The organism is Egbenema bharatensis FJBBOT/2019 (assembly GCF_048077055.1).
In the GTDB taxonomy this organism is placed as follows: Bacteria; Cyanobacteriota; Cyanobacteriia; order Elainellales; family Elainellaceae; genus Egbenema; species Egbenema bharatensis.
This window is the reverse complement of record NZ_CP182236.1, coordinates 6,262,015-6,280,990: the sequence shown is the minus strand read 5'-3', so window position 1 is coordinate 6,280,990 and position 18,976 is coordinate 6,262,015. Positions and strand designations below refer to the sequence as shown.

At 49.7% G+C, this 18,976-nt stretch carries 18 protein-coding genes and 2 pseudogenes; 13 read left to right on the top strand and 7 right to left on the bottom strand.

Features of this window, described 5'->3' with window-relative positions:
• Positions 1 to 159: 159 nt before the first annotated feature.
• The gene (locus ACM1PF_RS29295) at positions 160 to 1,620 is read left to right on the top strand and encodes an ABC transporter substrate-binding protein (RefSeq protein ID WP_416669792.1); all 1,461 of its coding nucleotides are present in this window, start codon (positions 160 to 162) and stop codon (positions 1,618 to 1,620) included.
• 109 nt (positions 1,621 to 1,729) lie between these two features.
• On the opposite strand, the gene ACM1PF_RS29290 is transcribed toward ACM1PF_RS29295, so the two are convergent.
• Complete coding sequence (locus tag ACM1PF_RS29290; protein ID WP_416669790.1) at positions 1,730 to 3,535, bottom strand: ABC transporter ATP-binding protein; 1,806 nt, start codon at positions 3,533 to 3,535, stop codon at positions 1,730 to 1,732.
• Positions 3,536 to 3,871: 336 nt separating this feature from the next.
• Between ACM1PF_RS29290 and ACM1PF_RS29285 the strand changes: the two genes are divergently transcribed.
• Entirely contained in the window at positions 3,872 to 4,930 is a 1,059-nt protein-coding gene (locus tag ACM1PF_RS29285) for a potassium channel family protein (protein ID WP_416669788.1), read from the top strand.
• Positions 4,931 to 5,063: 133 nt separating this feature from the next.
• On the opposite strand, the gene ACM1PF_RS29280 is transcribed toward ACM1PF_RS29285, so the two are convergent.
• Positions 5,064 to 5,264 (bottom strand): hypothetical protein, encoded by a 201-nt coding sequence (locus ACM1PF_RS29280; RefSeq protein WP_416669787.1) that lies wholly within the window; start codon positions 5,262 to 5,264, stop codon positions 5,064 to 5,066.
• A gap of 1,523 nt (positions 5,265 to 6,787) precedes the next feature.
• On the opposite strand from ACM1PF_RS29280, the gene ACM1PF_RS29275 reads away from it, so the two are divergent.
• The 4 genes from ACM1PF_RS29275 to ACM1PF_RS29260 all read left to right on the top strand — a co-directional run bounded on the left by ACM1PF_RS29275 (position 6,788) and on the right by ACM1PF_RS29260 (position 10,515).
• On the top strand, positions 6,788 to 7,369 hold the full coding sequence (locus tag ACM1PF_RS29275) for an NADPH-dependent FMN reductase (RefSeq protein ID WP_416669785.1): 582 nt from the start codon (positions 6,788 to 6,790) through the stop codon (positions 7,367 to 7,369).
• A gap of 49 nt (positions 7,370 to 7,418) precedes the next feature.
• Positions 7,419 to 8,171, top strand: a complete 753-nt coding sequence (locus ACM1PF_RS29270; RefSeq protein ID WP_416669783.1) for a glycosyltransferase family 2 protein — start codon at positions 7,419 to 7,421, stop codon at positions 8,169 to 8,171.
• Positions 8,168 to 9,553, top strand: coding sequence for a hypothetical protein (locus tag ACM1PF_RS29265; RefSeq protein ID WP_416669782.1), 1,386 nt, complete (start codon positions 8,168 to 8,170; stop codon positions 9,551 to 9,553). Before ACM1PF_RS29270 ends, ACM1PF_RS29265 begins: the two co-directional genes overlap by 4 nt.
• 107 nt (positions 9,554 to 9,660) lie before the next feature.
• Positions 9,661 to 10,515, top strand: a complete 855-nt coding sequence (locus tag ACM1PF_RS29260; protein WP_416669780.1) for a DUF547 domain-containing protein — start codon at positions 9,661 to 9,663, stop codon at positions 10,513 to 10,515.
• 188 nt (positions 10,516 to 10,703) lie between these two features.
• Here ACM1PF_RS29260 and tnpC read toward each other — a convergent pair.
• From tnpC to ACM1PF_RS29240, 4 genes and pseudogenes are all read right to left on the bottom strand, one after another.
• Positions 10,704 to 12,199: pseudogene (gene tnpC, locus ACM1PF_RS29255) on the bottom strand (IS66 family transposase).
• 194 nt (positions 12,200 to 12,393) lie between these two features.
• Positions 12,394 to 12,765: an ISL3 family transposase gene (locus ACM1PF_RS29250; protein ID WP_416669778.1), complete on the bottom strand. Its 372-nt coding sequence runs from the start codon at positions 12,763 to 12,765 to the stop codon at positions 12,394 to 12,396.
• Positions 12,762 to 13,034, bottom strand: coding sequence for an ISL3 family transposase (locus ACM1PF_RS29245; RefSeq protein ID WP_416676847.1), 273 nt, complete (start codon positions 13,032 to 13,034; stop codon positions 12,762 to 12,764). Before ACM1PF_RS29245 ends, ACM1PF_RS29250 begins: the two co-directional genes overlap by 4 nt.
• The gene (locus ACM1PF_RS29240; RefSeq protein WP_416669776.1) at positions 13,007 to 13,537 is read right to left on the bottom strand and encodes a transposase family protein; all 531 of its coding nucleotides are present in this window, start codon (positions 13,535 to 13,537) and stop codon (positions 13,007 to 13,009) included. The genes ACM1PF_RS29245 and ACM1PF_RS29240 overlap by 28 nt, the downstream gene beginning before the upstream one ends.
• A 61-nt stretch (positions 13,538 to 13,598) precedes the next feature.
• On the opposite strand from ACM1PF_RS29240, the pseudogene ACM1PF_RS29235 reads away from it, so the two are divergent.
• Positions 13,599 to 13,931: pseudogene (locus tag ACM1PF_RS29235) on the top strand (SDR family oxidoreductase); the annotation flags it as partial.
• 112 nt (positions 13,932 to 14,043) lie between these two features.
• Here ACM1PF_RS29235 and ACM1PF_RS29230 read toward each other — a convergent pair.
• Positions 14,044 to 14,220, bottom strand: a complete 177-nt coding sequence (locus ACM1PF_RS29230; protein ID WP_416676945.1) for a hypothetical protein — start codon at positions 14,218 to 14,220, stop codon at positions 14,044 to 14,046.
• Between ACM1PF_RS29230 and ACM1PF_RS29225 the strand changes: the two genes are divergently transcribed.
• From ACM1PF_RS29225 to ACM1PF_RS29200, 6 genes are all read left to right on the top strand, one after another.
• Complete coding sequence (locus ACM1PF_RS29225; protein ID WP_416669774.1) at positions 14,189 to 14,308, top strand: helix-turn-helix domain-containing protein; 120 nt, start codon at positions 14,189 to 14,191, stop codon at positions 14,306 to 14,308. The genes ACM1PF_RS29230 and ACM1PF_RS29225 overlap by 32 nt on opposite strands.
• A gap of 386 nt (positions 14,309 to 14,694) precedes the next feature.
• The gene (locus ACM1PF_RS29220; RefSeq protein ID WP_416669772.1) at positions 14,695 to 15,312 is read left to right on the top strand and encodes a TetR/AcrR family transcriptional regulator; all 618 of its coding nucleotides are present in this window, start codon (positions 14,695 to 14,697) and stop codon (positions 15,310 to 15,312) included.
• Between the two features lie 134 nt (positions 15,313 to 15,446).
• Positions 15,447 to 15,884, top strand: coding sequence for an RDD family protein (locus tag ACM1PF_RS29215; protein ID WP_416669771.1), 438 nt, complete (start codon positions 15,447 to 15,449; stop codon positions 15,882 to 15,884).
• A 291-nt stretch (positions 15,885 to 16,175) separates the two neighbouring features.
• Positions 16,176 to 16,916 carry a CPBP family intramembrane glutamic endopeptidase gene (locus tag ACM1PF_RS29210; protein WP_416669769.1) on the top strand — a complete coding sequence of 247 codons (741 nt, stop codon included), beginning with the start codon at positions 16,176 to 16,178 and terminating at the stop codon, positions 16,914 to 16,916.
• Between the two features lie 166 nt (positions 16,917 to 17,082).
• Positions 17,083 to 18,642 (top strand): alpha/beta hydrolase, encoded by a 1,560-nt coding sequence (locus tag ACM1PF_RS29205; RefSeq protein WP_416669768.1) that lies wholly within the window; start codon positions 17,083 to 17,085, stop codon positions 18,640 to 18,642.
• A gap of 76 nt (positions 18,643 to 18,718) precedes the next feature.
• Entirely contained in the window at positions 18,719 to 18,910 is a 192-nt protein-coding gene (locus ACM1PF_RS29200) for a hypothetical protein (RefSeq protein WP_416676944.1), read from the top strand.
• Positions 18,911 to 18,976: the final 66 nt, after the last annotated feature.

Sequence of the window (18,976 nt, the reverse complement as noted above, 5' to 3'; positions counted from 1 at the left end):
GCCTGAATTGAAGCTGGATTGAAGCGGTGGACAACGCCGACCTGGGATATATCCAAACTTTTGGTGAGCATCCTAACTCCTGTCAAATGCGTTGCCGCCACTTCGAGTGCTATCATTTCGCCCTTTGCATCCATTATTTGCATCCATTAAAGGAACAATATGTCCTCTAAAAATTCTCAAGAGAGCTTCAGCCAGCTACTGCTTGCGCTACTGGTGACAATGGGAGTTCTCAGCATTTTATGGTCCTGGATTTCCCCACGTTTGCCGCTGCAACCCGATGAAAGCTGGGCAACAGAACCGATTTCTGTGGGTGAAGACCTGTCCAATCGTTTGAGTACCGGAGAGCGTCAGCTAATTGGAGCGGTGACAACCCTGGCCAAACAGGAAGGGATTGCTGCATTTGCAGCCGCAAACTATCCGAGGGCGGTGCAATGGTTTGAGGAGTCACTGAAAGTTCATCCCAACGATCCTGAGACATTGATTTATCTCAACAATGCTCGGCTACGGGCAGAACGTCGCCAAACCTATACGATCGCTACCAGCGTCCCGATTGGCAAAGCTCTCGACATTGCCCAGGAAATTTTAAGGGGAGTTGCTCATGCTCAAAATGAAATGAATCAGTACGATGGCGTGAATGGAATTGGCATAGAAATTAAAATCATTGATGATAATAACGATCCTGGTTTGACGCGACAAATTGCTGAAAACCTGGTTAATCGTCAGAACGTTCTAGCGGTGATTGGTAGTAATACGAGTGATGCTTCGCTGGGAGCTGCGCCAATCTATCAAGAGCATGGTTTAGTGATGATTTCTCCCACAACGTTTGATTCAGATGTATCCAGAGTGGGCGACTACATTTTTCGTGCAGTACCAACCGCGCGATCGATGGCTTCTACCCTAGTGGATTACCTGGTTACTGACCTGGTAGCAGAACGTTCTCAGTCTCCCAAAACATTGATTTGCTATGATGCGACTGCTCCAGATAATGCAGTCTTTCGCAATGGGTTTATTGATGCATTAACCTCCCGTGGAGGAGAGATCGTCAATGTACTGGATTCCCAGGGAAATGATTTGTGTAATTTTGCCTCTCCTGCCTTCGATGCCGAGATGGCCATCAGCAGAGCGATCGCTCAAGGTGCAAATAGTTTGTATCTGGGCCCTAGCATTAACTTTCTTGATCCAGCAATTGAGGTGGCACAAGCCAACGATGGACGGTTAGCCCTGTTCAGCAGTCCGTCTCTCTATACACAAAAAACGACACAAGAGGGACAAGAGGCTGTGGAAGGACTGGTGCTGGTGGCTCCCTGGAGTCCGGATGCTTATCCAAGCTTTGCGCAACAGGCCCAACGGCTCTGGCGAGCAACGGTTAACTGGCGCACGGCAACGGCCTATGATGCAACGCGGGCAGTCATTGCGGGCTTACAGCAGAGTGGTACGCGCAGGGGTTTACAACAGGCCTTACAATCTCCCCATTTTCTAGCAGCAGGTTCAGGAGATTCAGTGCGGTTTCTGGATACCCGCGATCGCCGTCTTACGCCTGTTTTGATCCAGATTGAATCCGATCGTCCAGGAGAATATCGCTTTCGATCGATTTCTGTGCCACAACCTGTTTCTCAATGAACGACTCCGATCGATCGCCACTTTTGGCTCGAAGGATCGGGAATTAAATGACCTGACAATCATTCTACCTATTGGATTGGGCGGGTAAGATGCCCACCCCACGAGAATTTCAGGTGATTAAATTTGCATTCCTGAGTAATGCTGAAAACCGGGATTGTTCATCATTTTGCAGAGCCAAACGATCGCCCCACTCGACAACGTGCCCCTGATCTAGAATCAAGATTTGATCGGCTCGTTGTACGGAAGATAAGCGATGGGCAATGATAATGCCAGTGCGGTGTTGCAGCAGTCGATCGATGGTTCGTTCAATTTGGATTTCGGTGGTGGGATCGAGCCGCGAAGATGCTTCATCAAGGATGACTAAACCTGGATTTTTCAGAAATACACGGGCAAAGGCCAGTAGTTGAGCTTGTCCGGCAGAAAGTCCACTGCTGCCTGCACCGAGTTGGGTATCCAGTCCATTGGCTAGGGAACGGAGCCACTCAGTTAATCCTAACGTCGCGATCGTTTCCAGAACATCAGCATCACGGATGCGTGCATCAAAAAAGGTTAAATTATCCCGAACGGTTGCTTGAAACAGTTGGACATCCTGAGTGACTAATCCGACCCGCTGCCGTAACTCAGAAAGCGGAACCTGAGCGATCGGGATATTATCTAAGCGAATCTCACCGGATTGAATGTCATAAAGCCGCAAAAGTAACCGTGCGATCGTGCTTTTGCCACTGCCGGTATGGCCGAGGATGCCCAGGGTTTGTCCGGCGGGTAGGTGAAAGGAGAGGTTTTGGAGTTGGGGCGTGGGAAGGGGGGAATGGGTGGAGGAGTCATGATTGTCTCTGTTCTTGATTGCCGCTTCTCTATTTCCCGGCTCTGCATAACTAAACCAAACCTGTTTGAATGAAACAGATAGGGCACCACCGGACAGAGAGGAATTGCCTTCATCGTGGAGTAAAGACTGGGTCTGAAGTAATTCTTGAATCCGATGGATGCTGGCTTCGACTTGTTGCAATTCTTCTAGTTCTTCACGGATCCGTTCGATCGGTTGATTGAGTAAATTGGTATAGTGAAAAATTAAATAGGCAGTGCCAATGGTGATTGCATTCTGGTTCCAGAGGTAGGCTGCTACAGCAAGGGCGATCGCATTTCCGGTGGTAAACAGACCGACTGAGGTGGCCCACAGGACTGTACTGGCAAACCGGGCTTTCTGGTAAATGGGTAGCCAGCGTTGCAAAATCTGGTAAAAGCGATACATGACATAATTCACCGCACCATTTGCCCGGATGTCCTCTCGTCCTGCTAAATGTTCACCTAAAAAACCAAAAAATTCTGCACCAATTTGGCGATACTCTCTCCAGGGGCTAACCGCAAAGGAGTGAAGGCTCAGTAATAGGACTAATGCTGCAATACTAAAGAGACTCAGGCTGCATCCAGCGCGCCAATCCTCAAGAAACAGTACAACTAAGATGCCGAACAACAAAACACCATTACCAAGTACATGAATCACGAGTTGGGAAAAGAAGCGGGAGAGAGTTGTGACATCTCCATCAATGCGTTCCAACAATTCGCCCGGAGTTCGAGATTTGTGAAAGGATAGGTCTAACCGAAGGCAGTGTTCGACCAGATCGGCGCGGAGGGCATTGGTTGCAGTCCAGGCGACGTTTTCCCCAAAGTAGGTTGCGGCAACAGTTAGAACCTGGATCAGTAGTGCGGTTCCAATAAATAGCAGGGCAGTGATCACCAGAGCAGGGGTTGAACCGCCGTTAACGGCTGTGTCGATGAAATAACCGACCAATTGGGGATTCAGAATTTGTAAGCCGATACTGCTGAGTAGGGTGATGGTTAACCAGAAAACCCGATCGCGTTGTGGCTTTAAATAATCGAATAGGAGCGATCGATATTGCTGAAGGGAAATTTGCATAGGATAACGGTTCAGGTCAACCTTAATCATCAACAAGAATCACCAAGAATCAGCCCATTGGATGTCTTCCCTATCAATAAGCAGGACGGACGGTTTATCCAGTAGATTATCGCAAATTTTCCTGATTCGGAATACAATTTTGGCTCCTAGCGGGAGTTTTTTGCCGCTTAAACGGAATAATTGAGAAACTTTTGTAAGGGCGCACCGCTGTGTGCCTCTAATGGGTATGTTATTTTGCCGCATCCCCCAACCGTACAGGCAGGGAAAATGATTGGTACAGCCGGACTAATCCTACGCTAAAGTGAATTTGGCTGGCGAGGGGTGAGGGATGATGGAATGCAAAGTCAAAATAAACGTCTGAGATTTATATTTGCATCTGCCTTAGTTTTGCTACTGGTGGGACTCATTACCTTACTGCTGTGGAGTGAGGGAACCTTTGCCTCCAGAGCGGCTGCCTGGGAGAGTTTGGAGAACGCCCTCATTACCTTAATGGGGGAGTATCCGGATAAACCCAAAACGATCGTCGGTCGGGTGGTGCAATTGCTCCTGTTGATCTTCAGCACCTTTGCCTTTGGAGCCATTGTTGGTAAAATTTCATCCTTTTTTGTCGCACAGGCCCTGCAACAGGAGAATGCCGTGAAGCAATTTAACGATCACATTATTATCTGCAACTGGAATGACAAGGCCCCTGCCATTGTGAATCAACTGCTGGAAACCAATCAGGAATATCCCAAAGACATTGTGGTCATTTCTGCTTCGGTGGTCGAAGATCAGGAGGACTTTAAAGATCAAGACCATGTGTACTTTATCCAGGCTGATCCCACCCACCATGACACGCTGGAAAAGTTTCAGGCTCCCCAGTCCAAATCTGTGATTTTACTGGCCGATGAAGCGAGTGAAGGGCCAGATGAGAAGAATGCCCTGATTGCGCTGGCGGTCAAACACCTGGAGCAAACCCCCGATCGCCAGAAAGAGATTCATGTGATTGGGGAATTGGTGAACCTCGATCGCCATCGGCACTTGATGGAGGCAGGGGTAGATGAGGTGATCTCGGCGCGGGATTATTCGGCGGGCATTATTGCCCAGAGTGCGGTGTTCAAAAATATGTCTGCGGTTTATCAGCAGTTACTCACCTATTCCGATGGCTCCAATGAATTTTATTTTATTGAACCCGGATGCTATCCAACTCACCTGTTGGGCAAGTCTTTTCCGGAACTGGGAGAATGGATCAGTGAGTACAGCGAATCCCATGCGGATAATCCAGTGCTTTTGCTGGGAATTAAGCGAGGAAATGAGGAGATACTGCTGAACCCCAGTCAAAGGCAGTTTCAGAGATTGTCTGAAGAGGATTCGTTGATTGTGATGGCGTTTCGGCAGATCCATTCGATCGACTGAATTGGTTGACTGGGCGGGCAAGATGCCCACCCCACAAGGTAGGGGCGATTCGTGAATCGCCCTTATTTTTCGTGAATCACCCTTGTTTTTCGTGAATCGCCCTTGCTGTTTGAGAATTTTCCAGGAATGAAAATTACCGCACCAGAACGGTCATGTATTTCCCACTGGCAAAGGGAGCCGGAATAATTGGGGTGAACTGAACTCGATCGGTGGCAATCCGGCGCACGTAGAATTCATTCATGGTGAAAATCACCTGATCCCGCGTACCGATAATCCAAACCTGTACCCGTTCATCTTGGGCAACGGGCAGCAGTTCATTGAACTCTGAAGACATATTCTGTTCCTCGCTGATGTTTGTTGGGAAGAAAAGCTTAAGGTGTGGGAAGCAGGTTTCAGAGAAACAACTCCCCAAGCTCCGTCATGCATCAGCGAGGCTGTCGATCGTAGACCCATCACAAACAGGAATGATCTACAATCAGACAGCCTTGCCCTCTGTCTGTTTCAGAGTGCCAGGTTAGCTGGTTAGGGTTGCTGGACACTTCCCTAATCAGCGTTACACCTCACCTTAAGCGGGTTTGAGTGGACTGGCTCGTTCGGGTGAAAAAACCAGTATCGCAACAGCATAAAGGATACGCGCCTACAACACAAGCGTATTCAGATACTTTTTTGCCTAATAGTTTCAATTTTGTGGAAGCATCCCATTGATGCCAATGGATCGATTTCCGTAGCGCAGGCAGCGTCCGACTGAGCGTTCGACGGTTCGAGTGAGCGTTCGAGTGAGATCACGCCGAGATCCGAAGGCTTGCCTGCCAGGGAACGATCCGCCGTGCAAATGCAACAGTGGGATACACCCAATTGGGTATTTGATTCTCCTCGCTGTATTTATTTTGCAAAAACTAATTTGTAGCTTAGATTACATTCAGGGGATTTTAAGGTTGAAGCACTAAATTAAAAATTGAAGTCAAGGACAAGATGCGAGATTGATCAGTCGTTAAGGAAAGCAGATCACAAAAGTATAGTTTTTTCAACGATTTCCCAACCGCTGAATCATCGATCTAGTGATAAAGATGAAAATTCTTGAATTAAGAAAAAACTGTCTTTTTGCTGCCCGATTATGCTTCACCTGATGGATATTTAAGTGAAGAATCAGTAACGCAGTAACTCAGAGCTAGAGTTCGCAAAAGTACTCTTGTCGCAGAATTTAAGAAGGACATTCTTATGAAACGCCTTTTTAAAGTTGGTTTACCGATCGTTGGTTTATCCGCTGTACTTGGCATTACTGCATGATCGGTTGGAGAACTGCAATCCAATGAATCTACCCATGATCCTGTAAGGGTCAGCCTCAGCGATAGATTCGAAGACAGGGGAGTATGTCATGTTTGCAAGTCTAACCCTTATCCCCTAACCCCTTCTCCCCGCTTGGGAGAAGGGGAACCGGATCGAAGTCCCTCGCCCTTTGGGAGAGGGATTTAGGGTGAGGGCGACAAAAGTGACATGCTCCCGAAGACAGTTTTATGAATGGGCCTGGAGGTTTAAATTCATAATCAGGTCTTCTTGCCTTTGTGCAGTAGTAGGGCACTGCCCACCCCCAGGCTAATAATCAGCTTTCAAAGCTCCTTGGTGGGTGCTGCCCACCCTACCGGCATTCTTAAATGTTGCCGAAGTAATAGGTCTTTTTGCCTTTGGGCAACTAGCTCAGTATTCGTCTAAGCTCCTTTCTTTTTAAGCTCCTTTCTTAAGGCTGAGAAGGGGGCATTTCTATAAGAGAAAAATGGCAGGTTTTGCTAAATCTCTAAAGATGCTCTAGCATAACGTTGAAACAAACAATAAAAAAATTGATTAAATGGAGTAATTTGTATGTCTTTCAAAACGATCGTTTTTTACGGTTCCTACCGACGAGATCGACAGGGTATCAAAGCAGCTAAATTTATGATCAATCAGCTTCAGGAGCGAAAGCATAATGTTGTGTTTGCTGATGCGATCGAGTATGACTTTGGTATTCTAGACCGAATGTACAAAGAGTATGAAAAGGGGCAGGCTCCCGAAAAAATGGCAGAATTGGCAGAACACATCAAAACTGCTGATGGGTTTGTTGTTATTTCGGGTGAGTATAACCACTCAATTCAACCGGGACTCAGCAATTTGATGGATCATTACCTGGAGGAATACTTTTTTCGTCCGGCGGCGATCGTGTCTTACTCGGTTGGGGGCTTTGGTGGGGCCAGGGCAGCGATTCAACTTCGCGCTTTTCTTGCAGAAATGGGAATGCCAACCATTTCCAGCATTTTCTCAATTTCTAAAATTTCTGATGTGCTCAATGATGATGGTTCTTTAAAGGATGAGTCCTTAGGAAAAAGGGTTGGACGCTTTTTGGATGAGTTGGAATGGTATGAAGAAGCTTTAAAACGACAAAGAACAGAACGGGGAACTCCCTATTAATTTTCTAGCTTTTACTTGTATTGAAAGGTGTGGGGTATAGGAGAAAGGAGTGGCAAACCACTATGAGCTAGATCGCGTTTTAGTTCTGATTCCGGTTCGAGATGAAGAAGCGACGATCGCAAAGGTCATTCAGACCCTGCAAACTTTGGGGTTGTCCAAAATTCGGGTTGTTGATAATGGCAGCACCGATCGCAGCGCAGAGAAAGCCCGCACAACTGGGGCAGAAGTGATTTCTGAACCTAAATTGGGCTATGGCCAGGCCTGTTGGAAAGGGTTGCAGCAACTTCCTTCATCCATTGACTGGATTCTATTTTGTGATGGAGATGGGAGCGATGATTTAACCCAACTCCCTGAGCTGTTGGAGAAACGACCGTACTATGATTTGATTTTGGGCGATCGCCGGGCGACCGTTGCGGGGCGGGCTGCCTTAACGCCAGTACAAATTTTTGGCAATCGTCTGGCCACGGACTTGATTCAGTGCGGCTGGCATTATCGCTATCACGATTTAGGGCCCTTACGTCTAATCCGTCGTTGTGCCCTAGATCAGATGCAAATGCGCGATCGGGGAATGGGATGGACAGTAGAAATGCAAGTGCGGGCAGTTGAGTTCGGATTACGCATCTGCGAGCTTCCCGTGCACTACCGCCCCAGGCAGGGTGGACAGTCCAAAATCTCTGGAACAATTTCTGGCAGCCTCAAAGCAGGTATCGTGATCCTCAGTACTTTGGGGTACTGGTATGGGCGACGTTTGTTTAAACAGCTCCATAAACAATTGCTCAAAACAGCCCCCTTCTTGCGATGAACCACCTATTGTCTGGACTTTTCCGTGCTGTCCCCCTTGCTGCTTCCTCTCCTCGGCTCTGGCTCAGTTCGGGTATGCTCCTGCTGGGTTGTCTCTGGCTCATGCCCAACGGAGATTTCCGGCAACCCGAAGCATTTGTGCCCTTTAGCGTGGGTATGAGTATGATGAGCGCAGGCTATGTTCTGTCCTGGGGGCTACGCTGGGTTCCGACCTACTGGTTTTGGGGCATTGCACTTCTCACCAGGCTGCTGCTCCTGCCCATGTATCCTGGAGACGATGTGTGGCGTTACTTATGGGAAGGATATATTCAAACCCTCGGTTTTAGTCCTTATCACTTCGCACCCGATGCGATCGAGCTAGTCTCTTACCGTACTGAATGGTGGTCACAAATTAATCACCTTGATGTATCTGCCATTTATCCGCCCATCGCTCAACTTAGCTTTAGAGTATTAGCAGCCATCAAACCAACAGTATTCATATTCAAGCTTGCATTCGTTTTCGCAGATCTATCTATCTGCTGGTTACTCAGCCGCCGATTAGGTGATCGTTCTGCGCTGCTCTATGCCTGGAACCCTCTAATTTTATATTCATTCGCGGGTGCTGCCCATTACGATAGTTGGTTTATCTTCCCGCTGGTTGCTGCCTGGTTTAGTTTTGACGGGCTGAATGCAAGCAGTCGATCGCCCCATCAAAACGTGATAGATGAAAATTCGTCAAATCAAGATTCGCCAAATCAAGACCCTGCTCCATCTAATCAGCCGCTTTTGTGGAGCCAAACGGCACTTTTAGTTGGAATCAGTGTTGCAATTAAATGGATGTCGCTACCCATTTTGGTTTTCCTATCCTGGCAAGCATGGAAGCAAACTCGCTTGAAACAGGTTGGATGGGTCATGCTCTGGGGTGGAATGCCTCTGATACTCAGCGTTCTTCCCTTTTGTCAGGACACTACCTGCCCCCTCATTCCAACGGAATCAGTATTTGTTTCCCATGGTCGTAGTGCTGAACTCATTCCCTATTTGACAGGGCTGCTGTGGCAATCCTCTAAACAGACAAATTGGATCTACGCAATTCCCCTGGGAGCAACTGTTCTTTGGTTATTGTGGCGATCGAAATCTTTTCTAAATTTCACAACCAACTACTTGTTGGCATTGTTAATGCTGTCGCCGATTATTCATGCCTGGTACTTTACCTGGATAATTCCTTTTGCGGCTGCAACCAATAATCTGGGAGTAAGGCTGGTTAGCATCTCTGCTTTGATTTATTTCTTGCTGCCTCATCGTGCTGCTATGGGCGATCCAGATTGGTTCTTATCTCCTACAGAACGCCTGGTTCTGTGGTTGCCGCTCATACTCGGTTGGGTATGGTCATCCGTACAACGATGAAAATTTTCAGCGATCTTCCAGGCTATCCTCATTTAGTCTTCAGATTGATCAGGCATAATACATCTGACTGATTTTTCTATCCAGGTTTAGTAGCGATGAGGACAGTGATGATGGCAAAATTCAAACCCGTAACGCTTCTTTTACCGGCTCTGGTCATCCTCACGGGTTGTTCAGGCATATTTTCAGATTCGCAAGCCCAACAACAAAGCGTTCAGGGCAGCCAGGCCGTTGCCGTCCTATCGGAACCCATGCGTTATGAAACCTATGCTGAAGTATTAGAGCGTTATGTGGATCAGAACGGGTTTGTAGATTATCAAGGATTACAAGCAAACTCAGAAAAACTGAGAGCGTTTAATCAAGCATTAGGAGAAGTCTCTCCTGCTCAATTTGCAGCTTGGGGCGAGGCTGACCAAATTGCATTTTTAATTAATGCTTATAATTCGTTTACCCTACAATCTATTATTGACCAAGATCCAATCAAACCCAGTATCAGAGACATTCCTGGTGTTTGGAGAATTCGTCGATTTAGAATCGCAGGGCAATCTAAAACTCTGGATGGAATTGAGCACGACACCCTGCGTAAAGATTACCAGGAACCCCGCATCCATGCTGCGCTCAACTGTACTGCCATCAGTTGTCCACCTCTACGGTTTGAACCTTATACCGGAGAGAAACTAGATACGCAACTTGAAGAGCAAACTCGCCAATGGATCAACAGTCCTCATGGATTACAAATCGATCGCAACACTAATACTGTCTCTATCTCTGCGATTTTTGATTGGTTTGGGGAAGACTGGATTCCTGCTTATCAAACAGCAGAATTTGCCGGTAATGAAAAGCAGCGATCGGCTCTAAACTTTGTTAGCAACTATGTGAATTCAGGCGATCGAGATTACTTGCGGCAAGGGAGTTATGATGTGAAGTATTTAGACTATGACTGGGCATTGAACAGTCAGGAATAGGGAATGGCGAAGCCCCAGGGGAGTAGGGGCTCAGCATTTCAAAGTTAGTTTACCTTAACCATACTCAGTAGATCGAAAATGGATTGCATTCACGGCAACGCCTGCGTTCGTTCGCGCAGCGTGGGCATCGCACAATCCCCCTAAATCCCCCTTTTTAAGCGTATCCGTACACAGGGTTAGCAAGGTAGTCAGGAGGATCGCTGTAGGTCGGGAAGCGGAAGTAAAGAAGGGGCAGGCAAGCCCCGACGCTTGGCATAGCAAGCATCGGTGAGATAATCGAGGACATGGCGATTTTGCCGCCGCAGCGTTGCTACAACCGTCATCATTCGTCCGACAAACAAACTGCCTGCCTCACTTTGGGAGCCATAGCTACACCGTCGCCACAACACTGCTGGACGAATCGCCTGTTCTGCTGCATTATTGGTTGGCTCTACTCCAACGGTTGTGACGAATAACCATAAAGCAGGTTCTACTTTGAGTAACTGCTGACAGGTTCGCACCGTCTTTGCCAAAGGTGTCTTTTCTCTGGTCCCAATTGGGTAAGCCGCTCCTTCTTCCAACAGTGCTTTCACCCGTTGTCGAATGGGTGCTACGGCTTCTATCCATTGGGGGCGTGCTAAGGTTCCATCTCGCACCCGATGCCATAACTCAAATAATTTCTCTTGCTGTTGGAGAAGTTGCTCTCCCAAGGTCTGGCTCACCCCACCCCGTTCGGCAATTTTGGTGAAATCGCGTTTCAGATGCGCCCAACACAATTGTCGCCATTGCAAGTTTAACCAGTTGTAAGCACTGTAGCGGTCGCTGTTGACAATCCCAGCAAAATCAGTTCCTAAGATGCTTTGAGCGGTGGCTTGAGAGCGGCTTAACGCCACCTGGAAATAGCACACCAACGGGGTTACCATCACCCACAACCAGCCTCGCTTCCCCTTGCCATTGTTCCCATCGGCGTTACCCTGAGGCAAACTCGTTTCATCTATCCCAACAACGGGTTGCTGCTGCACATAGCGATGAACCGCTTCGACGGGTTGCTCAATCGCTTCACTCATCTGTTGCCGCAAGCGTCCGACACTGCCCACGGAGATGGGAATCTCAAACAATTCACTCAACAGCCGCACCACCATCCGGTGACTTTGACGATACTCTCCACTCAACAGTGCGACTAATGCACACAGCCTTTCCCCATAGCGACAACCATCCACAATCTCGCCATCATAGGCACGGCTGCTTACCCCACACTGGGGGCACTCCAACGCATGAAAGCGATGTTCCAAAACAATCGGTTGTAACGGTGGCAAATCTACGATCTGACACCGTTGCGGATTGGCATCTTTCCCTCTCAAGCGATGTCCACATTCGCAACACACCTCAGGGTAGTGATCCTCAATGCGCGTACATTGTTCCGGCGGGTAAAGTTCCTGCGAATGTCCCGGATGTCCCGGTTGTCCGCCTCGCGCTTTCCCACTTTTCTTTTCGGGGTAGCCTTGAATCCCTTCGGAGGGTCTTGCGAAGGCGGTTGCGAGGAGTTTTTGGAATTGCGCTGAATTTGCTCTTGTAACGCTTGCTGGCCTGCCTCTAATGCCTCAATACGCTCCAATAGACGCTGCACCAACTGCTTGACACTCTCCGGTGTGTTGGCCCAGTCCTCTGCTGAAATTTCGCTTAAAAAGGCATTCGGGGATTCCATGCGTTTTAGCCTAGCAGACTTACCCTCACATCGCTCACTCTTTCTGCTTTACCCTGTGTACGGATACTTTTAAGCTACGGTGTACACACAAGTCATCTGCTCTAGCCATGACTGGGTTTGATCCTCCCTAACCCTCCTTAAAAAGGAGGGAACCAGATAGAAGGGTTCTCCCGTTAGTAAGGTGATAACTTTTTTTAATCAGAAAAGCAAGCTAATAGCCTTTCTCGGAAATTGTTGAAGTTTACGAAGCCATAGGCTTGCCGTTTAATCAGCTTAATTCGATTATTGATTCCCTCCATTGCACCGCTAGTCGTCCGATTCCGAAAATAATTACTAATTCCATCCAAGTGATTACGGATCGTTTTAATTGCTTCACTATAAACGGCTCGGGCTTTATTCAACCACTCCTGGATCTGACGTTTCCCTTCCTCAACAGTTAATGACTGCTCATAAATAGCACGAAACTCTTCCTTCCATTGATAGGCTTTTGCTAATCGCTTTGACCTTTTCAACAACGATGCTAACCTTTTCGTTTCTTCTGGAGTTAGATCCTTTCCGTTCTTCAATTGCTGCCTCGGTCTAATATACGTGCCTGTCGGCGGATCCGATTTAATTCTGTATTCACTGCTTTGATGACATGGAAGCGGTCAATTACAACTACTGCGTTGGGAAACACTTTCTTAACTACTTTCGGGAATCCTCCCCACATGTCAACGCTCACTTCCTCAACCTGCTCTCGTACCTCCAAAGGCTGCTGCTCCAGCACTTCGATAATGTCTTCTTGTTGGTGACTGTCTATCACTTCGATTAACTTCCCGGCTTCAATGTCCCCGATAACTGTGGCAAAGTTCTGGTGCCCTTTACGCTTGCTGATTTCATCAATTCCGACCTGTTTAACTCCCTCCCATCCAGAGTTTTTTTCTGAGCGTACTGATGCTTAAAGATTCCTTGAATCCGGTCAAAACTTAATCCTTCTACTCGGCTAACTTGTTCAATACTGGACAGTTGCACTTGCTGATAAATATGCTCCTCATATCGTCGGGTATACTGACGTCCTTCATCCATAAATGTCAATGCTTCGGTGAAATAACGTTGACAATCACGGCAATAAAACTGACGACGAGGAACTTTCAGGTAAGTGACTTGACCAAAAATTGATAAATCCCGGATTAAAATCGCTCGATTTTGATGAACCCCTGAACTCAATGTCTGACAGTGGGGACAGTTAGCTTCCTCATTGAGCAAGCGCAGCTTTAAGTACACTTCATTGCTTTGTTGAGTGCAACTTTCAACCGTAACATGAGGAAAATTCAGCAATGCATCAAGATGAAAGTCCATTGGCGAAACTCCCACTAAAAGTATTCTATTATACGGTTTTCACCCCGGATCCGGAAGAGCCAATTTTTCATCGTTTCTGACCCGCACCATAAGCCCAGGACGAGCGATCTATGCCAGCATGAAGGGCGCGATCGAGGTTCTGACTCGCTCCTTAGCGAAGGAACTAGGACAGCGGCAAGTCACAGTGAATGTAGTCGCTCCAGGAGCGATCGCCACCGAGGGCAGTGTCGTGCGGGACAATCCAGAGATCAATAAGTACATCACATCCCAAACTGCTTTAGGTCGGGTGGGTGAACCCGATGATATTGGAGGGGCGATCGCGCTGTTGCTGTCGGAAGAGAATCGATGGATGACTGGACAGAGAATCGAAGTCTCCGGGGGGCAGTTTCTCTAGCTCAAATCAACTTTAATCAATAGACAAATCATGTTAGCCAATTAACTGATTCAGAGCATCAGTTCCAGATTGAGCTACTTATAGAGCCTCAAATCGCGAAGTTTACACAGGTCTACTTGGCTCTACTGCGGCAAAACACATAGATACGAAGATCAGGCAAGGGTTTGAGGAGATGTATCAGCCCTGCCATCAGTACCTGATTCAGCAGCGCGTAGAACAGGCAAAAGTGATGCTGTTGAAAACGGATTTGGCGATACGTGCTGCGCACAGGCTGCGCCAACGCAGACATCGCTCTACAAGTCGGTTTCTCCACTCAAAGCCATCTGACGCACCTGTTTAAGCGTCTCACTGGACTGACTCCTAAACAGGTGCGCTAGCGACCTAAGAATCTGGTAAATCACCGTAAGAATTTGAAAGAAGTTGAGTGTTGGAACTCACTACACTCAAGCTGGCTAAGACAAAGGCAACCTGTACGGAAAGTATATAAACAGCGCCTAACAATCACGCTGGCAGTGGCTGTTGCGGGGGTGACCTCACCCCTGCCGATTGTGGCGGAGTCTCTCAGATGTCATTCCCTGACAGCATTTCCAGAGGTTGAATAGCTATTGGCTCAAATTGAATGTGCTGATTAGTGAAGCAACCTCTTGTCGATAGCGTCACCAAGCGCTATATTGTCACTTAATGACAGATTCCTGAAAGGAAGACTGCTGTGGGGAGTGATGGTACCAATGACACAACGAAGAACGAGCGCAAGCCAGGGAGGATGAGTGAGCAGCGGCAGCAGCGGATACGTCTGGAGATTTCGCGGGAGGCGGCGCGGTTGTTCTGGGAGCAAGGCGTCGCGGCCACGACCGGCGAGCAAATCGCTGCTGCCGTGGGTCTCTCGGTGCGCACCCTCTGGCGGTACTTCCGCAACAAGGAGAGCTGTGTCGAGCCGGTCTTGGCGCAGGATGGCGAGGAGTTTGTGGCGCTATTGCGCCGCTGGCCTCGGGATGTCTCCCTGGAAGATCACCTTATGGAGTGGGCGATGAATCGGACTAAAGATCCCGATCAGCAGTCCTTTGATCAGGCTGTGATCAAGATGACCGTGCTGGCCGAAAAAGAGCCGGATCTGCGGACGGCTTGGCTGATGACCAACGACCGAATAGAGCGCGCTCTGGTCGAGATTTTCGCAGATCGCCTGAGGCGATCGCCTGACGATATCGAGGTGCGACTGCACGCCGCCGCAGCCACCGCAGTCGTGCGCGTCATCAGTGAAGACGTCAGTACGGCCCTGATGGCAGGAGCCGATCCCACCTCGCTTGGCAACACGCTTGGGCAGATGGCCCGCGCCGTGCATACAGCTACAGGTGGGGCGGTCGGCGATCCTGTCGATCCTTAAACCAATTGACAACTGAAATCAGCAACAAGAGTAAAGGAGTTGATCCTCATGTCTCAAATTCCTTCCAGCCATCCGCAAAGACTGTTCAGAGTATTTTGCTCAGACAATTGTGGAAAACATTTGAGGACATAAAGATGAATAAGGCGACCTTCTTACATCGGGCTGCTGCATGGTTGATTGATCAAGCTATTCTCTCAATCATCTATTCACTAGCAGCGGTTGCTATTGGAGCGATCATCGGAGCTTACGCTGATAGCGGAATACCTGTGCCAAATTTAATTGTGGCTCCGAGTGTGATTGTATTTTCCCTCGCTCCTACATTTGGGCATTTTTTATATTTTGGTTACCTTTGGAGTCAGCGAGATCGATCAATTGGCATGGGAATGATGAACATCAGGGTCGTTAAGCCCGATGGACATTCGCTGTCTTTTTTGATGGCTGGTCTGCGCGGCTCGTTGGGGTATTTCCTAAGTGGGCTGATCTTTGGGTTAGGCTATCTCTGGTTTTTTGTGGATAAAGAACAGAAGACATGGCACGACAAGATTTTTAATACTGTAGTGCTGAAGCAATAGTTCGGACAATTTCAAAGAGCAAATCGACAAAAGAGCTAGCGATCCATACATCCTTTGTAAAGCTCAAATCATCTTTGATAGAGAGATTTCCAACTTGCCCAAAGGAACGACTGCTTACTTAAGAATGAAGCCCTTTCATAGGTAGAGCTTTAGAGGTCTTCATTAAACTTTTGTCAGTCAACCAGCGAGATTGGGATGGTCGTGAACCTCCCCCTTAGTCCTAGCGATCGCTGACAGCATGTTCAAGCGTGAGGACTCAATCCGTTCTGGAATGACGTTGAGGATAAAGCCATGGTTAAACATAGAAACGCTAGGCTGCGACTGTTTGGGCTGCTGTGGTTGGCAGGCATGGCTGGGGTGATATCCCTGGTGTTGGTGCCGTTGCCCTTGCTTCCAGAGGGTGCCCCACCTGCCGCCGTGGTCAGGCTGTTAGTGCTGGTGCAGCCCACGGTTTTGCTGTCGGTGGCGGTGCTGATAGGCGTGCTCTTGGCTCATCGGCTAGAGCTAATGGCACCGGGGGCAGAGGCGCTGGCCGCTGGGCGATCGTGGCAGAAAGCCATGGTTCCTCAACTGTTGCCCGGCGTGGTGGGTGGGTTGATCAGCGGCGCAATGCTGACGGCGATCGCCCTGCTGTCTCGCCCGCTGCTGCCACCCGCCTATGGAGCGGCTGAGCCCACGCCGCTGCTGGTGCGATTTCTCTACGGCGGTATCACCGAAGAAATTTTGATCCGCTGGGGACTGATGACGCTGCTGGTATGGCTGGGCTGGCAATTTGGGCAGCAGCGCCAGGGTAAACCCCAGATTCGATGGGTGGTCGTCGCCATTGCCGTCTCATCCCTGTTGTTTGCCGTGGGCCACTTGCCCGCTGCGATCGCCCTAGAACTGCCGTTAACCCCAGCCCTGCTAGGGTTCTTGCTGATCCAAAATTCTTTGTTTGCAGTAGTTGCGGGGTATTTATTCTGGCGCTACGGGCTAGAGTCCGCCATGATCGCCCACCTGACGGTTCATGCCGTGCTGGCCCTCATCGGCTGAGGCATCTCCTCAAGCCCGCCGGGCACGAACAGGGGTTGGGTGATCTGGAATCTTCGCCACAGTTAAAGCGTTAAACACCATGTCTCAAATTTCTTCTAACAGCTCACGAAATCGTGACCGACTCACGTACGACTCAAGACCAACAGCTTCCATTAGGAGGAGAATTATGCGCGTTCCCAAGACCTACGTCAGGCGCTTATTGACAGGCACAGCAGCGATGTTGATTGTCCTCGCTGGGGCACCTGCCGCATTGACACAGTCAGCCCAGGAGCCAGGGGCGGAACTGGAGCGATTTTACAACCAGGAGCTGACGTTCGGCTCCTGCGAAAGCTTTGCGACCACTGCGACCGAGGCACAAGTGTACGTTGATCCATTTGAATGTGGTCGCCTGGAGGTACCGCTAGATTACGACGAACCTGAGGGTGAGACCATGCAAATCGCAGTACTGCGGCTACCGGCCCAGGGTGAGCCAGACCAACGGATCGGCTCTCTGGTGCTCAACCCTGGCGGGCCTGGGGGCTCGGGCACGCTTCAAACCCCCTTCACCGCAGTGGCTCTGAAAGAGACTCCCATGGTTCAACGGTTCGACTTGGTTGGGTTCGACCCTCGCGGGGTCGGAGCCTCGACCCCGGCCATCAACTGCTTCACCGACGAAGAGAACGACCGGGGCGAGAACCAGACAACGCTGTTGGGTACGTCGGGAGAATGGAGTGCCGACGACACCCGCGAGTTGATGGAGAAGTGCGCCAATGGGTCGGGTGGTGAGCAGGTGCTTGCTGCTGTCGGCACCCGCAATGTAGCCAGGGATATGGACGTGCTCCGCGCCGCCCTCGGCGACGAAAAGCTGACCTTCCTGGGGCGAAGCTACGGCACCCGATTGGGCGCGGTCTACGCTGAGATGTTCCCGCAGAACGTCCGGGCGATGGTCATCGACGGTGCGCTCGACCCTCGGCAGGGCAGCGCGGAACGCCGCTTAGCGCTCCATGCTGCGTTCCAGCGCTCGTTTGATCTGATGGCCGAGTTTTGCGCCCAGAGATCAGACTGTCCGCTGGGCACCGACCCCGAGCAGGCCACCGCTGTGTTCCAAGATCTGTTCCAGCCGCTGATCGATAACCCCGTGCCAGCGGGCGAGGGGCGCACCCTGGATTTTTTGTATGGCACTGGCAGCGTCCTCGGGGCGCTCTACAATGCCAAGGCGTGGCCGCGAATTATTGACGGCATCGCCCAGCTCAAAAACGAGGGACGAGGCGACAAACTCCTCGCTCTCAGTGACGACTTTATCGTTGAAGGGTTGGAGAGCAACTTGGTCGATGCCCAGCTCGCCATCAACTGTAACGACGAGGAGCGCCGCACCCCTGAGCAGGAGGCAGAACTGCGCCGCCAGATCTTCGACGTGAGCCCCTTTCTTGATACCGGACGACCCGTCGAGGGCGTCACCCGCGACGCCTGCGAGTTCTGGCCCAGTGAGCCGACCCTCGGCTTCCCCCATGCTCAGAACGTTGAGGGTTTACCCGACACGCTGATCATCTCCATTACTGGCGACCCTGCCACCCCCTACGCTGCTGGAGCCAGTCTAGCCGAAGCCGTGGGCGGCACCGTGCTCACCGTTGAGGGAGAGCAGCACACCATCGCCATGGATGGCACCAGCCCCTGTGTCAATGCGATCGTCGCCAACTACCTGATCGACCTTGAACTTCCCGCAGAGGGCGATCGCTGCGTCCTCTAGCTACCCCAGCGCCAAAACTAAGGATTTAGAAACCCCTACTGCCCCTATCAACAACGGTACTGAACAGAGAAACACCATGAATAAGCCCGAGTTTTTTATCACCCCCGGCTATGGGGAATACATGCTGAATAACTTGCATTACTCGCAAGCGGTAAAAATTGGCGATCGCGTGGAGACATCCGGTCAAGGTGGCTGGGATGACAATCTGCAAATTCCCGAATCGCTCGCGGACGAGATTTGCCAACGATGCGGATTGAAATTCGCGTGACTGCAATTGTTCCGTGAATGTCGCACACACTCACCAGTAAAGGAATCAAGACACTCAATCACAGAA

Bases quoted from the DNA above. Each gene is read 5' to 3' on its own strand.
- ACM1PF_RS29290 (WP_416669790.1), bottom strand. From the start codon at position 3,535: ATGCAAATTTCCCTTCAGCAATATCGATCGCTCCTATTCGATTATTTA.
- ACM1PF_RS29215 (WP_416669771.1), top strand. From the start codon at position 15,447: ATGAATAAGGCGACCTTCTTACATCGGGCTGCTGCATGGTTGATTGAT.
- ACM1PF_RS29285 (WP_416669788.1), top strand. From the start codon at position 3,872: ATGCAAAGTCAAAATAAACGTCTGAGATTTATATTTGCATCTGCCTTA.
- ACM1PF_RS29275 (WP_416669785.1), top strand. From the start codon at position 6,788: ATGTCTTTCAAAACGATCGTTTTTTACGGTTCCTACCGACGAGATCGA.
- ACM1PF_RS29265 (WP_416669782.1), top strand. From the start codon at position 8,168: ATGAACCACCTATTGTCTGGACTTTTCCGTGCTGTCCCCCTTGCTGCT.
- ACM1PF_RS29205 (WP_416669768.1), top strand. From the start codon at position 17,083: ATGCGCGTTCCCAAGACCTACGTCAGGCGCTTATTGACAGGCACAGCA.
- ACM1PF_RS29260 (WP_416669780.1), top strand. From the start codon at position 9,661: ATGATGGCAAAATTCAAACCCGTAACGCTTCTTTTACCGGCTCTGGTC.
- ACM1PF_RS29240 (WP_416669776.1), bottom strand. From the start codon at position 13,537: ATGGACTTTCATCTTGATGCATTGCTGAATTTTCCTCATGTTACGGTT.
- ACM1PF_RS29200 (WP_416676944.1), top strand. From the start codon at position 18,719: ATGAATAAGCCCGAGTTTTTTATCACCCCCGGCTATGGGGAATACATG.
- ACM1PF_RS29230 (WP_416676945.1), bottom strand. From the start codon at position 14,220: ATGTCTGCGTTGGCGCAGCCTGTGCGCAGCACGTATCGCCAAATCCGT.
- ACM1PF_RS29280 (WP_416669787.1), bottom strand. From the start codon at position 5,264: ATGTCTTCAGAGTTCAATGAACTGCTGCCCGTTGCCCAAGATGAACGG.
- ACM1PF_RS29295 (WP_416669792.1), top strand. From the start codon at position 160: ATGTCCTCTAAAAATTCTCAAGAGAGCTTCAGCCAGCTACTGCTTGCG.
- ACM1PF_RS29210 (WP_416669769.1), top strand. From the start codon at position 16,176: ATGGTTAAACATAGAAACGCTAGGCTGCGACTGTTTGGGCTGCTGTGG.
- ACM1PF_RS29220 (WP_416669772.1), top strand. From the start codon at position 14,695: ATGAGTGAGCAGCGGCAGCAGCGGATACGTCTGGAGATTTCGCGGGAG.